The sequence below is a fragment of the Dorea sp. AM10-31 genome (assembly GCF_003435815.1).
Taxonomy (GTDB): Bacteria; Bacillota; Clostridia; order Lachnospirales; family Lachnospiraceae; genus Dorea_D; species Dorea_D hominis.
The window spans coordinates 382,433-406,191 of record NZ_QTUV01000002.1 but is presented as its reverse complement, the minus strand read 5'-3'; the positions used below and the strand labels follow the sequence as shown (position 1 = coordinate 406,191).

The following is a 23,759-nucleotide window of genomic DNA, read 5'->3' as shown; positions in this document are numbered from 1 at the left end:
ATGGATATGGTAGTGCAGCTGGAAGAATTTAAACACTTTCCAGATACATATATACATCGGTTTGAGCAGGAGTCAGATACTGGTCTGGAAATGAATCTGCTTCAAAAATATTTATTTGTTCCGCTTGACATTTTTCAGAAGATTCAGCACAATAAAAATGGAGAAATAAAGATTGCGAATCGTCTTGAAGCGTGGCTTGCTTTCCTATGTATGGACAGACCGGAAGAGATCATCGCAATCATTGAGAAGTATCCGGATTTTAAAGATCTGTACAGTCAGATCTATGATATGTGCCGGAATATAGAAGAGGTGATGGCTATGTTTTCAAAGGAATTACTGGAGATGGATCGTAATACAGTGCAGTTAATGATTGATGACATGCAGAAGGAATTAGATGAGACGAAGGATGAGCTGGTTGGAACGAAAGGAAAACTGGATGAAGCCCAAGGACAGCTGGATGAAACGAAAGGACAGCTGGATGAAACGAAAGGACGGCTGGATGAAACGAAAGGGCAGCTGGATGAAGCCAGAAATGAGGTGGAATTGCTTCGAAGAAAGCTGGCAGAATTAGAAGGCAACAGATAAATTTATGAGAAAAACAGAAAAGAAAAGTATAGCAGTCATAGATGATGAAGTGCAGATGTTAAAGGTTATCGGAAGATATGTAACAGAGACGCTGAAACAAAAGAATATGACAGATAAGATTAATGTGCGGTTGTTTTGTATGGCAGAAGAATTTCTGGAATCTGTGAAAAAGGATGAAAAATATCTTGCCGTATTTTCTGATATCGAGATGGATACGATGAATGGAATTGAACTCGGAAAGTGGCTGAACAAGAAACGTGCACAGGAAAAGGGGGAAGCAATTCCCCTCATTTTTATTACATCACATGAAGAGTTTGCGATTGAAAGTTACCGTCTGGATGCATATCAGTATATTCTGAAAGAAGAGATGAAAGTTCGGATACCAGAAGTTTTAAGAAATATACTGCAGCAGCGGAGAGAGGAAGAAGACTCATACCGCGTGCTTGAAACGATAGAAGGTATGCAGAAAATCCGATATGGAGATATTCTTTATATTCAGAAAGCAAAAGGAAAGAAATATGTAGAGTATTACACACAGGATAAGGTTTACAGAGAACAGATCAATATGAAAACGTTGTGGGAGGAATTACAGCACAGAGATTTTGTATATGCAGACCGTAGCTGCCTTGTCAATATAGAGAAAGTCATACAGATACACGGAATGGAACTTGAACTTTCCGGCGGTGTGAGAATAAGAATTGCAAGAAGGCATCTGATGGAATTAAAAGAATGTGTCAGACAGTACTGGGAGAGGAAGAAAAGGTATCATGGGATATAGAAGCATTATTATTATACTTGCGGTTCTGGAGGCACTGATGTCTGCATATCTGATGAAACAGGGAATGCCGGCAACGGCAGGAAAAAAAGCAGACAGATTTATATATGCCGGAAGTGTGGGAACTGTGGTTTTACTTGTGGCAGGTAAAGAGTATCCGATTGGAATGTATCTGACAGTGTTCTTACTCACACTGTGCGGCTTTATCTGTGTTGCACTTGGCACAGAGGCGTACGCATTTGCATTTGGAGTACCTGCTGTTTGCTATGGTGGTTTAAGTTTTTTGGAAGTATTTATTGCATCATGGGCAGTTCTGATGCAGGGAACAAGCCAGAATCCATCCAAGATGTGGAAATTGGACATGCTGCCAAAAACAGTAAGCTGCCTGATCGCGGGTGTAATATTTCTTGGTTATGTCTGTTTTATTTGCAAAAAGAAAACCATAAAGAGAATCGCAGAGGAATATAAAGGACTGATTGTAACATTTGGAGCAGGTTTACATATTGTAATTCTGATCTATCAGTTGATGTTGATGGGTGAAGGAACCAAATGGTATTTTCAGAATATTGTGACTGCAAATGTAATAGCGCTCCTGCTGATCTGGCTGTTATGGCAGTTCAGTAAATTTATTTTCCGCTATGAAAGCCTGCAAAGAGAGAATCAGATGATTGAATTTCAAAATACGATGATGGAAAATAATTATGCAAATCTGAAAGAAGCACTGGAAGAGAACCGGAGAATCAATCATGATATGAAAAATCATCTGCTCTTATTAAAAGAATATGAGAAGAGGCAGGACTGGAAAGAACTTCGGAGTTATCTGGATAAGATTACACCGGAGTATGAATCTGTGAAGTTCTATCCATGGACGACTTGTCAGCCACTGGATCTTCTGCTGAATCTGAAGATGCATATGGCAGAAAAAAAGAAAATTGTATGGAAAATAACCGCCTGTTCACTTGAAAAATTCGTATTGGAAGAAAATGAAATCTGTATTTTATTTGGCAATCTGCTGGATAATGCGCTGGAAGCAAGTGAAAAAGTTGAAAAAGGAGAAAAATGGATAAAAACAGAAATACAGAATCCGGGAAATATGCTTTTTATAAACATTGCTAACAGTATGGAAAAACAGCCGGTGAGGGAAGGAAAAAGATGGATTTCCCAGAAAGAGAATCAAAAATTCCATGGCTACGGTCTTATAAGTGTAGAACGCATTGTTGAAAAATATGAAGGAACAATCAGATATCTGGCCACAAAGGACAGATTCGAAGTACAGGTTTCCTTTTTCATGTCCTGAAAAATACCGTTTATGGCGAGGGTATTGCCCACTTCTGTCAGTGTGCTTATTCTTAGAAAAGGATAAGTAACTGATGGAGGTGGTTTTTTGTTATATCAGATTATTTTAAAAAATTTCAAAAGCAGTTGGAAAAATTATTTTGTCTATTTTACAGGGAACATTATAGGAGTCGCAGAATTTTTTGTGTTTTTAGGCTTGTATTCTGTATCGAAAGTAATTATGAAGGATGCATCTGCAGATTTTGGAACGATACAGGATGTTATGTTTGCATGTATTCTGGTCTGCATTTTCAGTGTGGCGATTATGACATATTCTATGCAGAAATTTATGCGGTTAAGACTCAGAGAGTATCAGTTGTTTTATGTACTTGGAATGAAACGGCGTAAAATGTATGGAATGATTCTTTTTGAGTATTTTTCAGGCTGCCTGGGAACTTTATTTGCCGGAATGCTTGCAGGACGGCTTATGCTTGGAGGTGTTTTGAAAGCATGGCATTATTTTTTTCCGGAATATATACGTCGTGTTCCGATTACAGTCTCTGTCTATATGGATACATGTAAATTAAGCGTGGCAGTATTCCTTGCGGTAGCATTTTCCCTGCTTGTGTGGGCAGATAATCATGGACTGCAGGATCTGATGAATGATGGAAAGAAGAAAGAGAAAAAACCACAGAGCAGAAAGTGGCTGGTATTTACAGTAGCAGGAGTTTTGCTTATAGCGGCAGGATATTGGATCTATGCCAGATATTCATTGGATTATGGATATCTGTATTCTCATTTATTTTTGAATTTTGGAACATTTTTTGTAGTTTTATTTGGTGGAGGGATCTTGCTAGAGATACTACATAAAAGAAGAAAATTTTATCTGAAACATCTTCTCGGATTAAATGGATTGTACAGCCGATATCAAAGTAATATGTTGTTTTTCTTAATGATATTTACCGTACAGTTTGCAGCGGTTGGTTATTGCGGTGTACAGATTGCAGAGATTCTTCCAATTTCAGGGCAGGAAAAATATTTTCCGTACGATGCAGTATGGATGGGAAAAGATACAGGAGAAAATCAAAACTTTGTAAATCAGTGTGTAAAGGAATACAAAGGAAGTGTAAAAAAATTTCCAATGATCCGGGTGAGTGGTTATAGTGTTGAATTGGTTGGAATTTCAGAGAAAACATATGAGCAGTTATCCGGAAAACAGGTTCATCTTAAGAATAAAGAGATTGTATATATTCAAAATGAATACAAAACCTACAATGGGAAAAAAGTAACCATGGGAGCGATGGATTATGGACGCAAAGGATACACATGGCTGATGCCTGGGAGCTTTGATAAGGGAAAAGATGAATATGTCAGTCCGGAGTCCAATCATCCGATTGCAAGTAAAGACTGGGATCATCTGTACAGAATGAAAAGAATCGAAGCAGGAAACTGGTTCGGAAAATACAGGATCGGTGTAGAGGCAGAGAATGTTGTAGTATTTTCTGAAAATTATTTTAATAAATGGCATGAGAAATTAAAAAAAGAAAAAGAAGAACCGGATCTGTTGTATTTATTTTCATTTCCGGATCGTACAGAAAAACAGGGAACGAAAGAATTACAGAAATATGTAAATAAATATGGAAATCAGGACTATGGACTGACAGATGAAGTACAGAAAACACTTTATGTAACTGCAACGTTTGTAACAGAGCTGGAAAAAAGCCTGCTCTTTCAATTATCAAATAAAGCGTTCTTTTTTCTTGCATTGCTTGTAAGTGGAAACTTTGCGTTATTTGTAAAGACGGCATCTGAACTGCCGGATTACAGGAAACGTTATGAGTTCCTGTCATGTATGGGGATTACAAAGAAAATGAAGAAAAGAACGCTTGCATGGGAAGTAAAACTGCTGCCGGAAATTACGGCTGTTGCTGTGTTATTGCTCTCTGCCGGTTATGTAGAGATGGAAAAAATACGGGAATCTTACCTTGGCGTTGTACATGGAAAAGAAGTATGGATTTACTGGGGCTGTCTGTCAGCAGGATATATATTGCTTACAGAAGTCATGCTTGAACTATTAAAAAAATGGGTTGCAAAGAGAGTGGAGGAAGGAAATAGAAGATGAGCGTTATAAAAGTAGAAAATCTTATAAAGAATTATAAAAAATCGACATGGAAAGAAAGTGAAGAAGATGTAAAAGTGTTAAAAGGAATTTCGTTTCAGGCAGAGCAGGGTGAATTTGTTGGAATTATGGGAAAATCCGGTTGTGGAAAAACAACACTTTTAAAAAATTTGGGTATGATTGATAAGCCGACAAATGGAAAAATACAGTTTGCGGGAGAAGATACGGATTCTCTATATGGTGATAAACTGGCAGAAATAAGAAATCAGAAGATCGGATTTGTATTTCAGGACTTTTATTTGATGGACAGCCTGTCTGTGGAAGAAAATATTATGCTCCCAATGATTTTGAAGAAAAGTCCGGTGAAAGAGATGCAAAAAAAAGCAAAAAATCTGGCAGAACAATTTGAAATTGGAAAACTGCTTCAGAAAAATCCATATGAATTATCCGGTGGAGAACGTCAGAGAGTGGCAATCTGCAGGGCACTGATCAATGATCCGGAACTGATTCTTGCAGATGAACCGACAGGGAATCTCGATTCCCATTCCGGACAACTTGTTATTGACACATTAAACCGGATTCATATGGAGTATAAAAAAACGATTATTATGGTGACACATGATCCGAAAATGGCAAGCTACTGTGACAGGATTCTTCTGTTGAAAGATGGAAAGATCCTGGAAGAAATGAAAAGAGTTAAAGAACAGGAAAGATTTTATTTCAGGATTCTCGGAAAGATGGCAGATTTATAGGAAAACATGGTATAATAATAGGCATCTGCAAAAGAAAGAGAGGGATGCATATGGAATACGAAGGTCAGATCTGCCGCGCACCGATGGAGCGTTCATCTTATATGCTGCCGGTGATGGTAGGATGCTCTTATAACCGGTGCAGGTTTTGCACATTGTTCAAACATTTAAAATTCCGTAAACTTCCACTTGCCCAGGTAGAACATGATCTGATCCGTGTGAAAGAAGCCGGAGGAAAGCCCAAAGCCGTATTTTTAGGCGATGGCAATGCATTTGATCTCCCGACGGAAGAACTGGCAGAGATCCTTAAGCTTGTCAGAAAATATTTTCCGGAAGGGCCATCTGTACGCATGGATGCAACCGTTACAGGAATCCTTGCAAAGTCACCGGAAGAGTTGGAACAATTACATAGTTTGGGAGTGGAGCATCTGTATCTGGGCATTGAGAGTGGTCTGGAAGAGGTGCTTGCTTTTATGAAAAAAGATCATACGATTTCTCAGGCGGGAAAGGCAATTGCAAGAATACAGGACGTAGGTATTGTATTTGACGCACATATTATGACAGGAGTTGCAGGACATGGAAAAGGCATGGAAAATGCCAGGGCATTAGCGGCATTCTTAAATGAGACAAAGCCGGAAAGAGTGATTAATTTCTCTATGTTTTTACATACAGATGCACCGTTATATCAGGAGATTCGGAACGGCAATTTCAAACCGGCAACAGAATTGGAGAATCTGAAAGAAGAAAAGCTGTTGCTGGAAGAGTTGGAACCAATGGATCTTGCTTATGACGGGTTTCATGATTTTATTGAATTCCGTGTGCGCGGGAACTTAAAAAAAGACAAAGAAAAGATGATAAAAAAGATTGCGGATGAGATTATCAGGCAGGAGAAAAAGGAAGAAGTAATCGCTTATATTTCGGAATCGTGGTCGTAGGAGCAGATAAATAAAAAAGAAAACAAAAAAGATATTCGTATACGCTTGACAAAAGTGACAGGTATTGCTATTATATAAAAACAGAACGCACTCTGTTTTTTAAATATAACGAAAGAGAGGTGCAGTCATGCAGAGAGTTTTTTCATTATTAGTTGACAACAATCCAGGAGTTTTAAGTCGGATTTCAGGATTGTTCAGTAGAAGGGGATACAGTATTGACAGCATTACAGCAGGCGTTACCGCTGATCCAAGGTTTACAAGGATAACAATCGTATCAAGTGGTGATGAACTGATTTTATCCCAGATTGAAAAGCAGGTCAGAAAGCTGGAAGACATTATTGAGATTAAGGTTTTGGAGCCGTCAGATTCCGTTTACCGTGAACTGATTATGGTTAAGGTAAAGGCAAACAAGTCGGAGCGTTCAGAGATCATCTCAGTAGCCGATATTTTCCGTGCGAAGATCGTTGATGTGGAGAAGGATTCCCTGATGGTTGAGCTTACCGGTACACAGTCCAAACTGGATGCTTTCTTAAATCTTCTGGGAGGGTATGATATTCTGGAACTTGCAAGAACCGGAATTACAGGTCTGAACCGTGGCATGAAAGATGTAACACTCATCGATCAGGACGGCAATGTAGAGACACTCACACAGGAGTGATACTTTATGGTATTAAACGAAAGATACTTTCGTTTAATGATATATTTATAACACAATAAAAATTTATTATATTATTTAGGAGGAATGCTAAAATGGCAGCAAGAATTTTTTATCAGGAAGATTGTAATTTATCTGTATTAGACGGACAGAAGATCGCTATCATCGGTTATGGTAGCCAGGGACATGCACATGCACTGAACTTAAAAGAGTCAGGATGTGATGTTATCGTAGGACTTTATGAAGGAAGTAAATCATGGGCAAAAGCTGAAGCTCAGGGATTCAAAGTATACACAGCAGCAGAAGCAGCAAAACAGGCTGATATCATCATGATCCTGATCAACGATGAGTTACAGGCTGATATGTACAAAAAAGACATCGAGCCAAACCTTGAGGAAGGTAACATGTTAATGTTCGCTCATGGTTTCAACATTCACTTTGGATGTATCAAACCACCGAAGAATGTCGATGTAACAATGATCGCACCAAAAGCACCGGGACATACTGTAAGAAGTGAGTATCAGGCTGGTAAAGGAACTCCTTGTCTGATCGCTGTAGAGCAGGATGCTACGGGAAAAGCATGGGATCGTGCACTTGCTTATGGTCTTGCAATTGGTGGGGCAAGAGCTGGTCTTCTTGAGACTACATACAGAACAGAGACAGAGACAGACCTCTTTGGTGAGCAGGCAGTACTTTGCGGTGGTGTTTGTGCACTTATGCAGGCTGGTTTCGAGACACTTTGCGAAGCTGGATATGATCCGAGAAATGCTTACTTCGAGTGTATTCACGAGATGAAACTGATCGTAGACCTGATCTACCAGAGCGGTTTCGCAGGAATGAGATATTCTATCTCTAACACAGCTGAGTATGGTGATTACATTACAGGACCGAAGATCATCACAGAAGATACAAAGAAAGCTATGAAACAGATCCTGACAGACATCCAGGACGGAACATTTGCAAAAGAATTCTTAGTAGATATGTCACCAGCAGGACGTCAGGTACACTTCAAAGCAATGAGAAAACTTGCTTCCGAGCATCCATCAGAGAAAGTCGGAGAAGAGATCAGAAAACTGTACAGCTGGAACGGAGAAGACAAACTGATCAACAATTAATCAGTAAGTCGAAGCGTTTAAAATCTGACTGTAAAAGAAATAACGGACGGTGTAAAGTTCATCTTTACGCCGTCCTTTTTTCGTGGTAATCTGGATATAGATTTAGAAAGGAGTGGTGAGCATCATGGATAGCAGATTAGAAGACTTAAGATCCACCAGAAATCCAAAAGCACGTATTAAAATTATGAAAGGACATTTTGCGACGAGTAACTCGCATCTGAATACATATATCGATATGTCAACAGTCAAGACTCGTCATAACAATGCAAAAGAGACAGCGAAGGAATTAGCCAATGCATATATGACGAATGCAACGATCGATACGATTGTATGTCTGGATGAGACAGAAGTGATCGGAACATTTATGGCAGAGCATCTTGCGAATTCGAGCCAGATGTCTCTGAGTGCGGGGAATAATATTTCTGTGATCACACCGGAGTACAATATGCAGGGACAGATCATGTTCCGTGATAACAAATTACGTATGATTAGGAATCAACAGGTATTGATCCTTGCTGCATCTGTTACAACCGGAAAGACAATCATGCGTGCCATTGAGTCTGTTCTTTATTATGGTGGAAATGTATGTGGAGTATGTTCGATCTTCAGTGCTGTTACAAAAGTTGCTGGAATGGAGATTAAGACAATCTTCACAAGTGCAGACGTACCGGCATATCATGCTTATGATTCGCTGAATTGTCCAATGTGCCAGAAGGGCGAGAGGGTAGAAGCGCTCGTGAACAGCTTTGGATATTCTAAGTTAGAATAGAAGTTATATTCATTAAAAACAACCTCGGCGGAACTGTCGCTGACAGTTCCTGACGGAGAAAACAGCAACAAAAAAACAGCCACATGACGGTATGGCTGTTTTTTTAATATGTCATTCTATAATTAAGCAATTCCGTTAACAGCTTTTGTTAAACGGGAAATCTTTCTGGAGCATGTATTTTTGTGATAAACACCTTTGCTTCCAGCTTTGTTGATTTCAACAATGGCATCTTTTAAAGCAGCTTTAGCTGTTTCAGCATCTTTCTTTGCTACTGCAGTCTCAACTTTCTTTACATAAGTTTTAACTTTAGATTTGATTGCTTTATTTCTAGCAGCCTTTGTTTCGTTTACTAAAATTCTTTTCTTTGCAGATTTGATGTTAGCCAATCTGTCCACCTCCGATTAAATATTTCGATCTGTTGTCGATTTTCCAGTTCGTTAGATCCGGACACGGACGTTCTAACGAAACATACGAACTTATTTTATGTCACGAAAGCTTTTCTGTCAATACATATTTATCAATTATTTGTAAAAACTAGGAAATACAGGTGAAAAAATGTAGAAGAAAGGCGGAAACAAAAATGATGGATCGATATAATGTGCGGACGGATCTTGCGCTGGAGCAGAGAGAACGATTTGTCTCGGATCAGATTGAGATTCCTGGAGTTGCTGTGGAAGAAACCTATGATGACATGTGTGAAGTGCGTGTGACGACAGTACGGATTGAGACAGAAAACGGTGCTGCAGTGATGGGAAAACCAGTAGGAAATTATATCACGCTGGAAGCACCGAAAATGGCAGAAGCAGATGAGAGCTATCACAGAGAGATTTCAGGGAAATTAATGGAAGTACTTGAGGGGTGCCTGCCAGAGAAGGAAGATGGACAGAGTATTCTGATCATTGGACTGGGTAACCGGAATGTCACGCCAGACGCACTGGGACCGCTTGTTGTTGAGCATCTGGATATTACAAGACATCTGGTGAAAGAATATGGAAAATATGCACTTGGCGGGGAGGCGGACCGGCTCGTAAGTGCAGTTGTACCGGGTGTCATGGGACAGACCGGGATGGAGACAGTAGAGATCGTGCGGGGAATTGTGGAAGAGACAGAACCGGATTTTGTAATTGCAATCGATGCTCTTGCTGCAAGAAGTGTGAGAAGGCTGAACCGGACAATCCAGATTGCAAATACCGGAATCGCGCCGGGCTCCGGCGTTGGAAATCACAGAAACGCGATCACAAAGGAGACGGTGGGGGTTCCGGTAATCGCCATTGGTGTCCCGACTGTTGTTGATGCCGCGACGATTGTAGGTGATTCTATCGAAGAATATGTTGCAAAATGCCGTGACGAAGGAATGAGAGAAAATAAAGAACATCTGATTCCGCCGTATCTGTATGGAATGTTTGTCACACCGAAAGATATCGATGAAACAATGGAGCGGACAAGCTATACAATCTCGGAAGCGTTAAATGCTCTTGCTGCCGGACAGGCACATATTTAAAAATTGCACATCATATAGTGTTAAGAAAAGATATGAGAAAAGAGAAGAGATGAAAAATTGGTGCAGAAGAACTTCCGGAAAGAGGCAGCGAAAAAGCATGGCAGTAATGGTTCTGATGGCAGTATGCCTGCTTGCCGCTGCATGGGCAGGAACTATGCTTGCCAGAAAAACAAAGTATCCATATCAAGGAAGAGAATATGTGAACCGGGAAATTTTAAAATGTGCCTGGAAGCTGCATATGCCGGAACTTATGTATATAGAAGAAACAGGAAAAGAATCCTTTGAAAAATGGCTTATCAATCAGATGGAGCTATTATTTCCAATCGGATATATGGCAAATGGGGAAGAAGAAAAGACGCTGGCGGTTGAGGATGAAGATACTTACCGTCTGATTTTAAAGAAACAGGCAGAAGATGAAAATGAAGTGCTGGAGGACGGAACTGTAAAAAACAACAAAGAGAAAACAGAAAAAACACAGACTGCAAAGATATCCGAAAAGAAGCTGAAAAATTATGCATATCTGCGCAGCCATTTTTATACCGTAGATCAGACAACAAAGACGGATGCAAAGGAGCTGGATGCCGGAAAACTTCTGAAAAAGAATATGAAGATCAGAAAAGACGGAAGCAAACCGAAGATTCTAATTTATCATACCCATTCCCAGGAGGCATTTAAAGATTCCAAAGCGGGAGATAAAAAAACATCGATTGTCGGTATGGGAGATATTCTGACGAAAGAGTTAAATGATACTTACCGGATCCCGACAATGCACCACGAAGGAGTGTATGATCTGATTGGCGGGAAAATGGATCGTAGCCGTGCATACCAGCTTGCAGAAGTAAAGGTGAGGAAAATCCTGAAAAAATATCCGTCGATTGAAGTTGTGATCGATCTGCACAGAGACGGTGTCGGAAACAACACACATCTGGTGACATCCATAGATGGAAAGAAAACCGGACAGATCATGTTCTTTAATGGACTAAGCCGGACGAAGAAGAATGGAGATATTGCTTATCTTAAGAATCCATACATACAGGATAATCTTGCATTTTCCATGCAAATGCAGCTTGCTGCCGCAAAAAAATACCCTGGTTTCACAAGAAGGATTTATCTGAAAAGTTATCGCTATAATATGCATCTGATGCCCAAATATCTGCTGATCGAGGCAGGTGCACAGACGAATACGGTAAAAGAAATGCAAAGATCGATGAAAGTCCTCGCAGACCTTTTAGATGCGGTGGTGGATCCATAAAAGTATTTACTTCGTGCCGGATTTTATGCTAATATATACAAAGTATGGAAAAGTATAGAAAAAACGGAAACATGTGGAAAAAAGAGAGAGGATATAGAAGGAATGGCGAAGAAAAACACATATGATGCGGAGAGTATTTCAGTATTAGAAGGTCTGGAAGCGGTAAGAAAAAGACCGGGAATGTATATCGGAAGCGTATCTACAAAAGGTCTGAACCATCTGATCTATGAGATTGTAGATAATGCGGTAGATGAACATCTGGCAGGATACTGCAGCGAGATTCATGTCACACTGGAAAAAGACGGTTCTGCCACGATTGCAGATAATGGACGTGGTGTGCCGGTCGATATGCATGCCAAAGGTGTGCCGGCAGAGCGTCTTGTCTATACAACGCTTCATGCCGGTGGTAAGTTCGATGACTCGGCATATAAGACAAGCGGAGGTCTGCACGGTGTAGGTTCTTCTGTTGTAAATGCACTGTCCGTATATATGGATGTGGAGATCAGCCGTGACGGCTATATCCACCATGACAGATATGAAAAGGGAAATCCGGTCGTAGAGCTGGTAGATGGTCTTCTTCCAAAACTTGGAAAAACAAGAAAAACCGGAACAAAAGTAAATTTCCTGCCGGATGGAACGATTTTTGAGAAAACAAGATTCAAGGCTGAAGATGTAAAAAGCCGTATGCATGAAACGGCATATCTGAATCCAGAGCTGACGATCGTTTTTGAAGACTTAAGAGATGGAAAAAAAGAGAAGATCACCTACCACGAACCGGAAGGAATCATCGGATTTATCCAGGATCTGAATGGAAAGAAAGAGAAGATCCATGAGCCGGTTTATTTTAAAGGAACTGCGGACGGAATTGAAGTGGAAGTGGCATTCCAGTATGTCAATGAGTTCCATGAAAACATTCTTGGCTTCTGTAATAATATTTACAACAGTGAAGGCGGAATGCATCTGACCGGATTTAAAACGACATTTACGACCGTGATCAACCAATATGCAAGAGAACTTGGAATTCTGAAAGATAAAGATGCGAACTTTACCGGAGCAGATATCCGAAATGGAATGACTGCAATCGTATCCATCAAACATCCGGACCCCCGCTTTGAAGGACAGACGAAGACAAAACTGGATAACCCGGATGCGGCAAAAGCGACAAGTAAGGTGACCGGCGATGAAATCGTGCGTTATTTTGATCGTAATCTGGAAACGCTTAAGAAAGTGATCGGCTGTGCAGAGAAAGCGGCAAAGATCCGTAAGACAGAAGAAAAAGCGAAGACCAATCTTCTGACAAAGCAGAAATATTCCTTTGACAGCAACGGAAAGCTTGCAAATTGTGAAAGCCGTGATGCATCAAAATGTGAGATTTTTATTGTCGAGGGAGATTCCGCCGGAGGATCTGCAAAAACAGCGCGTGACCGTATGTATCAGGCAATCCTGCCGATCCGTGGTAAGATCCTGAATGTAGAAAAAGCAACGATCGACAAGGTGCTTGCAAATGCGGAGATCAAGACGATGATCAATGCATTCGGCTGTGGCTTTTCGGAAGGTTATGGAAATGATTTTGATATCAGCAAACTCCGTTATGATAAGATCATTATCATGGCAGATGCGGACGTGGATGGTGCACACATTTCGACACTGCTTCTTACATTGTTCTATCGTTTTATGAAAGAACTGATCGATGAAGGACATGTCTACATTGCGATGCCGCCACTTTATAAAGCGATGCCGAAAAAAGGCGAAGAAGAATATCTGTACGATGACAAAGCGCTGGAGTGTTACCGGAAGACACACGAAGGTCCGTTTACATTGCAGCGGTACAAAGGTCTGGGCGAGATGGATGCAGAGCAGCTCTGGGAGACAACACTGAATCCGGAAACCCGTATTTTAAAAAGAGTTGAGATTGAAGATGCGAGAATGGCTTCTGCAGTGACAGAGATGTTGATGGGAACGGAAGTACCGCCGCGAAGAGAATTTATTTATGAAAATGCTGCAGAGGCAGAACTGGACGTATAAAGGAGAAGAAAGATGCAGGATTCACAGATCATAAGAACCGAGTATTCGGAAGTGATGAAAAAATCATATATTGACTATGCGATGAGTGTTATTGTTGCCAGAGCGCTGCCGGATGCACGTGACGGATTAAAGCCGGTACAGAGACGTACGCTTTACGATATGCACGAACTGGGTATCCGCTATGACAAGCCATACCGGAAATGCGCCCGTATTGTTGGGGATACGATGGGTAAATATCATCCGCACGGTGACAGCTCGATTTATGATGCACTTGTCGTGATGGCACAGGATTTTAAAAAAGGAATGATACTTGTAGACGGACATGGAAATTTTGGCTCCATCGAAGGAGACGGAGCGGCCGCCATGCGTTATACAGAAGCAAGGCTTGCGAAGATTACGCAGGAAGTGTATCTGGCTGACCTGGATAAAGATGTTATTGATTTCGTGCCGAATTTTGATGAGACAGAGAAAGAGCCGGAAGTTTTGCCGGTCCGTATCCCGAACCTTCTTGTAAACGGTGCGGAAGGTATCGCGGTCGGGATGGCAACCAGTATCCCGACACACAATCTTGCCGAGGTTGTAGATGCTGTCAAAGCATATATGAAAAATGATGATATCAGTACGAGACAGCTGATGAAATATATCAAAGGACCGGATTTTCCGACAGGAGGAATCGTTGTAAATAAAGACGATCTTGTGAGTATTTATGAAAGTGGAACCGGTAAGATCAAACTTCGTGGAAAAGTGGATGTCGAAGAGATGAAAGGTGGCAAGAAACGTCTTGTCATTTCCGAGATTCCATATACGATGATCGGAGCCGGAATTGGAAAATTCTTAAACGATGTCTGCAATCTTGTAGAGACAAAGAAGACAAGTGATATTGTAGATATTTCCAATCAGTCATCTAAGGAAGGAATCCGGATTGTTATTGAACTGAAAAAAGGTGCAGATGTAACCAATCTGACAAACATGTTATATAAGAAAACACGTCTGGAAGATACCTTTGGCGTAAATATGCTTGCTGTTGCAAATGGGCGCCCGGAGACGATGGGACTCAAAAGGATCATTGAGCATCATGTGGATTTCCAGTTTGAGCTAACAACGAGAAAATATAAAAATCTGCTTGCGAAAGAGCAGGATAAAAAAGAGATCCAGGAGGGTCTTATCAAGGCATGTGACGTCATTGACCTGATCATTGAGATCCTGCGTGGGAGCCAGTCTGTAAAAGACGCCAGAGCATGTCTGACAAAAGGAATTACGGAAAATATTAAGTTTAAATCTAATATTTCCAGAAAAATGGCGGCAATGCTCCGTTTTACAGAACGTCAGGCAAATGCCATTCTGGAGATGCGGCTCTATAAGCTGATTGGTCTGGAAATCGCAGCGCTTATGAAAGAGCATGAGACGACGCTTGCAAATATTGCAAAATACGAAGATATTCTGAATAATTATGATTCCATGGCAGCAGTGATCATGGAAGATTTAGATCAGATCAAGAAAGAATTCGGCAGAAAGAGACGGACTGTTATTGAAAATGCAGAAGAGGCTGTCTTTGAAGAGAATAAGATCGAAGAACAGGAAGTTGTCTTCCTGATGGATCGTTTCGGTTATGCCAGAACGGTAGATGCCGCAACATATGAGAGAAATAAAGAAGCGGCGGACAGTGAGAATAAATATGTCCTGCATGCGATGAATACCGGAAAACTGTGTGTATTTACAGCGGGAGGTAAGATGCATCAGATCAAAGTGTTAGATCTGCCGCACGGAAAATTCCGTGACAAAGGTCTGCCAATCGACAATGTAAGTAATTATGATAGCACCGCAGAGGAAATTGTTTATATCTGTGATGCAGAACAAACCCGTTATGCAAAATTATTATTTGCAACGAAACAGGGCATGATCAAAAAGGTAGACGGACAGGAATTCCAGGTGGCAAAGCGTACGATCGCAGCTACGAAATTACAGGCAGATGATGCAGTAGTAAGCATTCAGGTGATCACCGATAACCAGCAGGTCGTCTTACAGACAAAAGATGGATATTTTCTGCGTTTTGCGGCAGATGAAGTTTCGGAGAAGAAGAAAGGTGCAATTGGTGTGCGTGGAATCAAACTCCGGAAAGAAGACGAGCTGGAACATGTTTATCTGTTTGAAGAAGGAACCGAGACAAAGGTCATGTACAAAGAAAAAGAAGTGACATTAAATCGACTGAAAATGGCAAAACGTGACGGAACAGGAACAAAGACAAGGGCATAAATAAGGGGATGGACAAATGATACAGGAAATTGCACCACATCAGTATGATAATACATACAGACCACAGAAACCGGAAGCAGAGGATTATGTGCTTTACTATGATGGAAGAGCAGTGCTTGTGACAGAAGGAGAGATTGCATTTCCGAAAGTCGCAGAGATCTGCAAAGCGTCAGAGACTGCCGGGGAGAAACTTATTTATCTGTTCACGATTGATGAAAAAGTGTACTATCTTCTGAATCATAAGACGACAGATAAGATGGAAGTTGTAGATGATGTGAATACATCTGTGAGTGTGGAACGCCTGCAAGTAGCCGGATATGTGTGGAAGGCTGTAGAATATTTCCGCAGTGCAAAGCCAAAATATCAGGCGTTTGCAGCGATTACCGGATGGCAGTTACAGCGCTGGTATGATACGAGACGTTTCTGCGGTTATTGCGGAACGCGTATGAAAGCAGATGGAAAAGAGAGAATGCTAAAATGTCCGAAGTGCGGATTGATGGAATTTCCCAAAATCTGCCCGGCTGTGATCATCGGTGTGACTCATGGAGACAGAATCCTGATGTCCAAATACACAGGCAGAAGTTATAAAAATTATGCACTGCTTGCAGGATTTAATGAAATCGGAGAATCGATAGAGGAAACCGTATCAAGAGAAGTCATGGAAGAAGTAGGCCTGAAGGTTAAAAATATTCGTTATTACAAAAGTCAGCCATGGTCTTTCTCCGATACACTGCTGATGGGATTCTTCTGTGATCTGGATGGAGAGGAAGAAATTAATCTCGACAGAGAAGAACTGGCAATGGCAGAATGGTTTGACCGGGAGAAGATGCCGGTAGAGCGTGAAGATTTAAGCCTTACAAATGACATGATGATGGCATTTAAAGAAGGAAGAGTATAGCAGAATGAAAAAATGAATTGCAGGAACACTTATTATTGCTCTGGCTGTGATGTTATTATCACCGGCGGGACAAATTCCAATTAGATTCGAACAGCGCCTGGGAGAATCTGGAAGAGGATGAAGATTTTATACATTTGGAAGAAGAGATTTCAGAAATTGCACAAAATGCAGTAGATGCCTTCAGTTATGATCATCCTGAAGTTTTCTGGATTTATAATGTGAAGTACAGTTATCGGATTTCCGGACAATCTAAAAACAGTAAAGTCGAGACAGAAAAAACATATGCGTGCAAATTATGTATATAAAATAGGCAAAATATAAATAATTCCTTGATTTTAAAAGGAAACAGTGTTATACTGACACATAGTAACATAAGCAACCCGATGACAGAAGAGTGGACGAAAGTTCACTCTTCTTTGTTGCTACAGTATCTTACTTTAAATCAGAGAAAGGAAGTTTAGCGTTGTCAAAAAGAGAAATTTACGAACAGAAGACAGAAGAATATCTGACACCGATCGTAGAAGAATATGGATTTGAACTGGTCGATGTAGAATACGTGAAAGAAGGAAGCAACTGGTATTTACGTGCTTACATTGACAAACCGGGCGGAATCAGTGTAGATGACTGTGAGAAAGTAAGCCGCAGACTGTCAGACATTCTGGATGAGAAAGATTATATTGAAGACAGCTATATTATGGAGATCAGCTCTCCGGGACTGGGAAGACCGCTTAAGAAGGAGAAGGATTACAAACGTAATCTGAATAAGAAAGTTGAGATCCGTACTTACCGTATGATAGATAAGCGCAAAGAATTTACCGGAATCCTGAAAGCATACGATGCAGACACGGTAACAATTGAGCTTGATGATGAAACAATGAAAACATTTGAAAAAGGCGAGATAGCGCTGATTCGCCAGGCGTTCGATTTTTAGTTTAGGAGGAGGATAATCATGAACACAGAATTATTAGAAGCGTTGAATATTTTAGAGAAAGAAAAGGATATCAGCAAAGAGAGTCTGTTAGATGCAATCGAAAATTCGCTGCTGAATGCCTGCAAGAGTCATTTTGGCAAGGCTGATAACATTAAAGTGATCATGGATCGTGAATCCTGTGATTACCAGCTCTATGCTGAGAAAGAAGTTGTGGAAGATGTAGAAGATACGTTGGAACAGATCAGTCTGGAAGATGCAAGAAAGATGGATGGTAAATATGACATTGGAGATATCGTACATGTACCGATCGAATCCAAATCATTTGGAAGAATTGCAACACAGAATGCCAAGAACCTGATTCTTCAGAAAATTCGTGAAGAAGAGAGGAAAGTTGTATATGATCAGTACTTTGAGAAAGAAAAAGATATCGTAACAGGTATCGTACAGCGTTATGTTGGCAAGAATGTGAGTATTAATCTTGGTAAAGCAGATGCGATGCTGACAGAGAATGAGCAGGTAAAAGGTGAAGTATTCAAACCGACAGAGAGAATCAAATTATATATCGTAGAAGTTAAGAATACAACGAAGGGACCGAAGATCCTTGTATCCCGTACACATCCGGAACTTGTAAAACGTCTCTTTGAATCAGAAGTAACAGAAGTAAAAGATGGTATTGTAGAGATCAAGAGTATTGCAAGAGAAGCCGGAAGCAGAACAAAGATTGCTGTATGGTCCAATGATCCGGATGTTGATCCGGTAGGAGCCTGTGTCGGAATGAACGGTGCAAGAGTTAATGCAATCGTAAATGAACTCCGCGGTGAGAAAATCGATATTATCAACTGGAGTGACAACCCGGCAATCCTGATCGAGAATGCTTTAAGCCCGGCGAAAGTTATTTCCGTAATGGCAGATCCGGATGAGAAGGTCGCAAGCGTGATCGTGCCGGATTACCAGCTCTCACTTGCAATCGGTAAAGAAGGACAGAATGCAAGGCTGGCGGCAAGGCTGACCGGTTATAAAATTGATATTAAGAGTGAAACACAGGCAATTGAATCAGGAGAACTTCCGGAAAACTATATGGAACTGAGCGAAGGTGTCTTTGAAGAAGAAGTGGAAGACGGATACGAAGAAGAGACCGCAGATGTAGATATAGATCTGGATCTTGTAGAAGAAACTGAGAAACCGGAAGAAATCAGTGAAACAGAAGAATAGGTGATTGTTTGAGCGCGAATAAAAAAATACCTATGCGTCAGTGCGTAGGATGCCGGGAAATGAAGAATAAAAAAGAGATGATCCGGGTAATCCGTACTTCTGAACAGGAATTTGTTCTGGATGCAACCGGCAAGAAGAATGGCAGAGGAGCGTATATTTGTCCGAACAGAGAGTGCCTGTCACAGGCAATTAAGAGCAAAGGACTGGAGCGTTCTTTTAAGCAGGCAATTCCGAAAGAAGTGTATGAGTCGCTGGAAAAGGAGATGGAGCATCTTGAGTCACAGTAAAGCATTGTCAATGATTGGGCTTGCTACAAAAGCCGGAAAAGTTGCCAGTGGTGAGTTCAGTACAGAAAAGGAAGTAAAATCCGCAAGAGCATATCTTGTGATCGTAGCAGGAGATGCGTCTGAGAATACAAAGAAGAAATTCCGCAATATGTGTGAATTTTATCAGGTACCGATTTATTTTTACAAAGATAAAGATACCTTAGGGCATGCAATGGGAAAAGAATTTCGTGCATCCCTTGCAATTCTGGATGAAGGTCTTGCAAAGGGAATTCGCAGACATCTGGAAACGGAAGAAGAATAATTGCATAAAGGAGGTAGTTAATATATGGCAAAAATCAAAGTATATGAATTAGCTAAGGAGCTGAATGTACAGAGTAAGGATGTACTGGAGTTCCTGGAGAGCAAAAAAATAGAAGTGAAAAATCACATGAGTGCACTGGAAGAGACTGCTGCCGGTCAGGTAAAAGAACATTTCAGTAAGAACCGGAAATCTGAGGGGGAATCCGGTGAAGCACCGAAAAAGAAAAATATTGTTCATGTATTCCGGCCGCAGAATACACAGAATGGCAATAAGCATGGAAGACGTCAGGGGACGAAGCAGACCATGCCCCAGGGGCGTCCGATGCAAGTGAACAACGGAAGACCGGCAAAAGGATCGGTAAAACCGGAAGCACCGAAGACAGAAGAGAGAGTTAAAACAGCTGAGAAAGCCAAAGCAGCAGAAGTGAAGACAGCAGAGAAACAGGCAGTGAAAACGGAGATAAAGGAAGAGAATAAAGAAAAGAGAGAAGAAAAAGTAGTGAAGAATAACGAGAAACGTGTAAATAACGACAGACCGAATTCTGAGCGTACAACAAGATCAGAGCGCGGTGATAGAAGCGGTCGTAACGATAACAGAAATGACCGCGGCGGAAGAAATGATGACAGAAGAAACGACCGCAACGGAAGAAATGATGACAGAAGAAATGACCGTGGCGGAAGAAATAATGACAGAAGAAACGACGACAGAAGAAATGACCGCAGCGGAAGAAATGATGACAGAAGAAACGACCGCGGCGGAAGAAATGACGACAGAAGAAACGACCGTGGCGGAAGAAATAATGATAGAAGAAACGACCGCAGCGGAAGAAATAATGACAGAAGAAATAACGGACCTTCAATTCCGGCACCTGAGGCACCGACACAGAAGCCGCAGAGAAGTAACAAGGGCAAAGGCAAGGATGAGCATAAGAAAAAAGATTACCGCCGTGATGAAGAAGAAAGAATGCCAAAGAATAACAAGAAGCCAATGCAGAAACCACAGCCGAAGGAGCAGAAACAGGAAGAAGAGATTAAGTCTATCGTAATTCCGGAAGTTCTGACGATCAAAGAGCTTGCTGACAAGATGAAAGTTGTCCCTTCTGTGATTGTTAAAAAGCTGTTTATGCAGGGCAAAGTTGTAACAGTCAACCAGGAGATCGATTATGATACAGCAGAAGAGATCGCGCTGGAATTTGATGTATTATGTGAAAAAGAAGAAGTTGTGGATGTTATCGAAGAACTCTTAAAAGAAGAGGAAGAAGATGAGAAGAAGATGAAAAAACGTCCGCCGGTTGTATGTGTTATGGGACACGTTGACCACGGTAAAACTTCTCTTCTGGATGCAATCCGTCATACGAATGTAATAGGCGGCGAGGCCGGAGGAATCACCCAGCATATCGGTGCTTATGTCGTAGATGTTAAAGGTGAGAAGATCACATTCCTTGACACACCGGGACATGAGGCGTTTACAGCAATGCGTATGCGTGGAGCAAGCTCTACAGATATCGCAATCCTTGTTGTAGCAGCAGATGATGGTGTAATGCCGCAGACAGTAGAAGCAATCAACCATGCGAAAGCAGCCGGTGTTGAGATCATCGTTGCAGTTAATAAGATCGATAAACCAAGCGCTAATATCGAGCGAGTAAAACAGGAAATGACAGAGTATGAACTGATTCCGGAAGACTGGGGCGGAAGCACAATTTTTGTCCCGGTATCTGCAAAGACAGGAGAAGGTCTGGAAGATCTGATGGAAATGATCGTACTGACTGCAGAAGTAATGGAATTAAAGGCAAATCCAAACAGACGTGCAAGAGGACTTGTCCTAGAAGCACAGCTCGACAAAGGAAGAGGTCCGGTTTCAACAGTCCTTGTACAGAAAGGAACACTGCGTGTCGGAGATGCGATCGCAGCAGGATCTTCACATGGTAAAGTCAGAGCAATGATGGACGACAAAGGACGCCGCGTCAAAGAAGCAGGTCCGTCTGTGCCGGTAGAGATTCTCGGACTCAATGATGTACCGAATGCCGGAGAAGTATTTGTCGGATGTGCAAATGATAAAGAAGCAAGAAACTTTGCTGAGACATTTATTTCACAGAGCAAAGTAAAACTTCTGGAAGAAACAAAATCAAAACTGTCTCTGGATGATCTGTTCAACCAGATTCAGGAAGGTAACTTAAAAGAATTAAACATCGTTGTAAAAGCAGACGTACAGGGATCTGTAGAAGCAATCAAACAGAGTCTTCTGAAACTTTCCAATGATGAAGTTGTTGTAAAAATCATCCATGGCGGTGTTGGTGCGGTCAATGAATCTGATGTAAGCCTTGCATCTGCATCTAACGCGATCATCATAGGATTTAATGTACGTCCGGATGCAACAGCAAAAGAAACCGCAGACCGTGAAGGTGTAGATATCCGTCTGTATCGTGTCATCTACAATGCGATCGAAGATGTGGAAGCAGCCATGAAAGGACTTCTGGATCCGGTATTTGAAGAAAAAGTACTTGGCCATGCAGAAGTACGTCAGCTGTTCAAAGCATCCGGTGTTGGTACGATCGCAGGATCTTATGTACTGGATGGAACATTTGAAAGAGACTGTTCTGTGCGTATCACAAGAGATGGCATTGTCGTATTTGAAGGTGCACTTGCTTCCCTTAAACGTTTCAAAGATGACGTGAAAGAAGTCAGAGCAGGCTATGAGTGTGGTTTCGTATTTGCAAACTTCAATGATGTAAAAGAAGGCGATCTTGTAGAAGCATTCAAGATGGTTGAGATTCCTAGATAGGAAGAAAAGAGGAGAGCAATTTGAGAAAACGTAGCATTAAGAATACAAGAGTAAATACAGAAGTACAGCGCGAATTAAGTAGTATTATCCGGGGCGGGCTCAAAGATCCGAGAGTTGCTCCATGGACTTCTGTTGTTGCGGCAGAAGTCGCACCGGATCTTAAGACTTGTAAAGCCTATATCAGTGTGCTCGGTGATGAAAAAGCACAGAAAGATACACTGGAAGGTTTACAGAGTGCAGAAGGTTATATCCGCCGGGAGCTTGCGCATACATTAAATATGCGCAACACACCGGAGATTACATTTGTTCTGGATCAGTCGATCGAATATGGTGTAAATATGTCCAAAAAGATCGATGAAGTGACAAAAGGAATGAAAACAGAAGGTGACGAAGATGCTGAATAAGATACTGAGCGGAGCAAAAGAAATCGCAATCGGTGGTCATGTAAGACCGGACGGAGACTGTGTAGGTTCCTGTATGGGACTGCGTCAGTATATCATTGAGAATTATCCAGATAAAAAAGTGACGGTATATCTGGAAGAAATCCCAGATTCTTTTCAATTCCTGAAAGGAATTGAGGAAATCCGTTCAGAAATCCCGGAGAATAAAGTCTATGATCTCTTTATCTGCCTGGATTGTGGAGATAAGGGAAGACTTGGATTTTCAGCACCGCTTTTTGAACAGGCAGCACACACATTCTGTGTGGATCATCACATCAGCAATGTAAGCTTTGCGATGGATAATGTGATCCGGCCGGATGCAAGTTCTACATCGGAACTGGTGTATGAACTGCTGGATAAGAAGCGTATCAGCAAAGAGACGGCAGAAGCGTTGTATCTTGGAATCGTACACGATACCGGTGTATTCCAGTATTCCTGCACTTCACCGGATACGATGCGGGCGGCGGCAGTACTGATGGAAAAAGGAATCGATGCGCCGGAGATTATTCATGATACATTTTATGAAAAAACATACAACCAGAACCAGATTTTAGGACGTGCACTCTTAGAGAGTATCCTTCTCCTGGATGGACAGTGCATTGCAACTTATGTGCGGCAGAAAGAGATGGAATTCTATGGTGTAAAACCGAAAGATCTGGAAGGAATCGTAAGTCAGTTGCGCAATACAAAAGATACAAAAGTTGCGATTTTCATGTATGAATTAAAGCTGAATGAATTCAAAGTCAGTCTCCGCTCGAATGACGATGTGGATGTCAGCAAGATCGCACAGTATTTTGGCGGCGGCGGACATAAAAAAGCGGCAGGCTTTACAATGACAGGTCAGCCGTTTGATGTGTTGAACAATGTCTCCGCACAGATTGTAGCGCAGCTTGAGGAGTAA

Annotated in this window: 22 protein-coding genes; 21 read left to right on the top strand and 1 reads right to left on the bottom strand. The window is 41.3% G+C overall.

The genetic code is table 11. From position 1 onward, the window contains the following. From DW125_RS05125 to DW125_RS05085, 9 genes are all read left to right on the top strand, one after another. The gene (locus DW125_RS05125) at positions 1-585 is read left to right on the top strand and encodes a coiled-coil domain-containing protein (protein ID WP_242992895.1); all 585 of its coding nucleotides are present in this window, start codon (positions 1-3) and stop codon (positions 583-585) included. Positions 586-589: 4 nt separating this feature from the next. Beyond that, positions 590-1,363, top strand: coding sequence for a LytR/AlgR family response regulator transcription factor (locus tag DW125_RS05120; RefSeq protein WP_117537304.1), 774 nt, complete (start codon positions 590-592; stop codon positions 1,361-1,363). Next, positions 1,353-2,657 (top strand): sensor histidine kinase, encoded by a 1,305-nt coding sequence (locus DW125_RS05115; RefSeq protein WP_117537303.1) that lies wholly within the window; start codon positions 1,353-1,355, stop codon positions 2,655-2,657. Before DW125_RS05120 ends, DW125_RS05115 begins: the two co-directional genes overlap by 11 nt. An 87-nt stretch (positions 2,658-2,744) precedes the next feature. Further along, entirely contained in the window at positions 2,745-4,757 is a 2,013-nt protein-coding gene (locus DW125_RS05110; protein WP_117537302.1) for an ABC transporter permease, read from the top strand. Further along, positions 4,754-5,506: an ABC transporter ATP-binding protein gene (locus DW125_RS05105; RefSeq protein ID WP_021860646.1), complete on the top strand. Its 753-nt coding sequence runs from the start codon at positions 4,754-4,756 to the stop codon at positions 5,504-5,506. The genes DW125_RS05110 and DW125_RS05105 overlap by 4 nt, the downstream gene beginning before the upstream one ends. 50 nt (positions 5,507-5,556) lie before the next feature. Beyond that, complete coding sequence (locus DW125_RS05100) at positions 5,557-6,438, top strand: radical SAM protein (protein WP_021860645.1); 882 nt, start codon at positions 5,557-5,559, stop codon at positions 6,436-6,438. Positions 6,439-6,565: 127 nt separating this feature from the next. Further along, entirely contained in the window at positions 6,566-7,096 is a 531-nt protein-coding gene (gene ilvN, locus DW125_RS05095) for an acetolactate synthase small subunit (protein WP_021860644.1), read from the top strand. 92 nt (positions 7,097-7,188) lie between these two features. Continuing rightward, complete coding sequence (gene ilvC, locus DW125_RS05090; protein WP_117537301.1) at positions 7,189-8,208, top strand: ketol-acid reductoisomerase; 1,020 nt, start codon at positions 7,189-7,191, stop codon at positions 8,206-8,208. A gap of 124 nt (positions 8,209-8,332) precedes the next feature. Then, entirely contained in the window at positions 8,333-8,977 is a 645-nt protein-coding gene (locus DW125_RS05085) for a hypothetical protein (protein WP_021860011.1), read from the top strand. A 122-nt stretch (positions 8,978-9,099) separates the two neighbouring features. Here DW125_RS05085 and rpsT read toward each other — a convergent pair whose 3' ends face one another. Next, a complete protein-coding gene (gene rpsT, locus DW125_RS05080; protein ID WP_021860010.1) occupies positions 9,100-9,363 on the bottom strand; it encodes a 30S ribosomal protein S20 in 264 nt (87 codons plus the stop codon). Positions 9,364-9,557: 194 nt separating this feature from the next. On the opposite strand from rpsT, the gene gpr reads away from it, so the two are divergent. From gpr to DW125_RS05020, 12 genes are all read left to right on the top strand, one after another. Next, a complete protein-coding gene (gene gpr / locus DW125_RS05075) occupies positions 9,558-10,478 on the top strand; it encodes a GPR endopeptidase (protein WP_117537414.1) in 921 nt (306 codons plus the stop codon). A gap of 97 nt (positions 10,479-10,575) precedes the next feature. Next, the gene (gene spoIIP, locus DW125_RS05070) at positions 10,576-11,730 is read left to right on the top strand and encodes a stage II sporulation protein P (RefSeq protein WP_021860008.1); all 1,155 of its coding nucleotides are present in this window, start codon (positions 10,576-10,578) and stop codon (positions 11,728-11,730) included. 102 nt (positions 11,731-11,832) lie between these two features. Beyond that, on the top strand, positions 11,833-13,755 hold the full coding sequence (locus tag DW125_RS05065; RefSeq protein WP_021860007.1) for a DNA gyrase/topoisomerase IV subunit B: 1,923 nt from the start codon (positions 11,833-11,835) through the stop codon (positions 13,753-13,755). Positions 13,756-13,767: 12 nt separating this feature from the next. Next, the gene (locus tag DW125_RS05060; protein WP_021860006.1) at positions 13,768-16,008 is read left to right on the top strand and encodes a DNA gyrase/topoisomerase IV subunit A; all 2,241 of its coding nucleotides are present in this window, start codon (positions 13,768-13,770) and stop codon (positions 16,006-16,008) included. Positions 16,009-16,024: 16 nt separating this feature from the next. Next, positions 16,025-16,906 (top strand): NAD(+) diphosphatase, encoded by an 882-nt coding sequence (gene nudC / locus DW125_RS05055; RefSeq protein WP_021860005.1) that lies wholly within the window; start codon positions 16,025-16,027, stop codon positions 16,904-16,906. A 463-nt stretch (positions 16,907-17,369) separates the two neighbouring features. Continuing rightward, positions 17,370-17,837, top strand: coding sequence for a ribosome maturation factor RimP (gene rimP, locus DW125_RS05050; protein ID WP_117537300.1), 468 nt, complete (start codon positions 17,370-17,372; stop codon positions 17,835-17,837). 18 nt (positions 17,838-17,855) lie between these two features. Further along, entirely contained in the window at positions 17,856-19,049 is a 1,194-nt protein-coding gene (nusA, locus tag DW125_RS05045; protein ID WP_117537299.1) for a transcription termination factor NusA, read from the top strand. A gap of 32 nt (positions 19,050-19,081) precedes the next feature. Further along, positions 19,082-19,336 carry an RNase P modulator RnpM gene (gene rnpM, locus DW125_RS05040; protein ID WP_117537298.1) on the top strand — a complete coding sequence of 85 codons (255 nt, stop codon included), beginning with the start codon at positions 19,082-19,084 and terminating at the stop codon, positions 19,334-19,336. 10 nt (positions 19,337-19,346) lie between these two features. Then, a complete protein-coding gene (locus DW125_RS05035; RefSeq protein ID WP_186855643.1) occupies positions 19,347-19,637 on the top strand; it encodes a L7Ae/L30e/S12e/Gadd45 family ribosomal protein in 291 nt (96 codons plus the stop codon). A 24-nt stretch (positions 19,638-19,661) separates the two neighbouring features. Further along, positions 19,662-22,418, top strand: a complete 2,757-nt coding sequence (gene infB, locus DW125_RS05030; RefSeq protein WP_117537297.1) for a translation initiation factor IF-2 — start codon at positions 19,662-19,664, stop codon at positions 22,416-22,418. A 20-nt stretch (positions 22,419-22,438) separates the two neighbouring features. Beyond that, a complete protein-coding gene (gene rbfA / locus DW125_RS05025) occupies positions 22,439-22,822 on the top strand; it encodes a 30S ribosome-binding factor RbfA (RefSeq protein WP_021859999.1) in 384 nt (127 codons plus the stop codon). Beyond that, complete coding sequence (locus DW125_RS05020; protein ID WP_117537296.1) at positions 22,812-23,759, top strand: DHH family phosphoesterase; 948 nt, start codon at positions 22,812-22,814, stop codon at positions 23,757-23,759. The genes rbfA and DW125_RS05020 overlap by 11 nt, the downstream gene beginning before the upstream one ends.

What these genes read in the sequence shown, in the direction of transcription:
- DW125_RS05125 (WP_242992895.1), top strand. Translation starts at nt 1, where the DNA reads ATGGATATGGTAGTGCAGCTGGAAGAATTTAAACACTTTCCAGATACA.
- DW125_RS05120 (WP_117537304.1), top strand. Translation starts at nt 590, where the DNA reads ATGAGAAAAACAGAAAAGAAAAGTATAGCAGTCATAGATGATGAAGTG.
- DW125_RS05115 (WP_117537303.1), top strand. Translation starts at nt 1,353, where the DNA reads ATGGGATATAGAAGCATTATTATTATACTTGCGGTTCTGGAGGCACTG.
- DW125_RS05105 (WP_021860646.1), top strand. Translation starts at nt 4,754, where the DNA reads ATGAGCGTTATAAAAGTAGAAAATCTTATAAAGAATTATAAAAAATCG.
- DW125_RS05100 (WP_021860645.1), top strand. Translation starts at nt 5,557, where the DNA reads ATGGAATACGAAGGTCAGATCTGCCGCGCACCGATGGAGCGTTCATCT.
- ilvN (WP_021860644.1), top strand. Translation starts at nt 6,566, where the DNA reads ATGCAGAGAGTTTTTTCATTATTAGTTGACAACAATCCAGGAGTTTTA.
- ilvC (WP_117537301.1), top strand. Translation starts at nt 7,189, where the DNA reads ATGGCAGCAAGAATTTTTTATCAGGAAGATTGTAATTTATCTGTATTA.
- DW125_RS05085 (WP_021860011.1), top strand. Translation starts at nt 8,333, where the DNA reads ATGGATAGCAGATTAGAAGACTTAAGATCCACCAGAAATCCAAAAGCA.
- gpr (WP_117537414.1), top strand. Translation starts at nt 9,558, where the DNA reads ATGATGGATCGATATAATGTGCGGACGGATCTTGCGCTGGAGCAGAGA.
- spoIIP (WP_021860008.1), top strand. Translation starts at nt 10,576, where the DNA reads ATGGCAGTAATGGTTCTGATGGCAGTATGCCTGCTTGCCGCTGCATGG.
- DW125_RS05065 (WP_021860007.1), top strand. Translation starts at nt 11,833, where the DNA reads ATGGCGAAGAAAAACACATATGATGCGGAGAGTATTTCAGTATTAGAA.
- DW125_RS05060 (WP_021860006.1), top strand. Translation starts at nt 13,768, where the DNA reads ATGCAGGATTCACAGATCATAAGAACCGAGTATTCGGAAGTGATGAAA.
- nudC (WP_021860005.1), top strand. Translation starts at nt 16,025, where the DNA reads ATGATACAGGAAATTGCACCACATCAGTATGATAATACATACAGACCA.
- nusA (WP_117537299.1), top strand. Translation starts at nt 17,856, where the DNA reads ATGAACACAGAATTATTAGAAGCGTTGAATATTTTAGAGAAAGAAAAG.
- rnpM (WP_117537298.1), top strand. Translation starts at nt 19,082, where the DNA reads ATGCGTCAGTGCGTAGGATGCCGGGAAATGAAGAATAAAAAAGAGATG.
- DW125_RS05035 (WP_186855643.1), top strand. Translation starts at nt 19,347, where the DNA reads ATGATTGGGCTTGCTACAAAAGCCGGAAAAGTTGCCAGTGGTGAGTTC.
- infB (WP_117537297.1), top strand. Translation starts at nt 19,662, where the DNA reads ATGGCAAAAATCAAAGTATATGAATTAGCTAAGGAGCTGAATGTACAG.
- DW125_RS05020 (WP_117537296.1), top strand. Translation starts at nt 22,812, where the DNA reads ATGCTGAATAAGATACTGAGCGGAGCAAAAGAAATCGCAATCGGTGGT.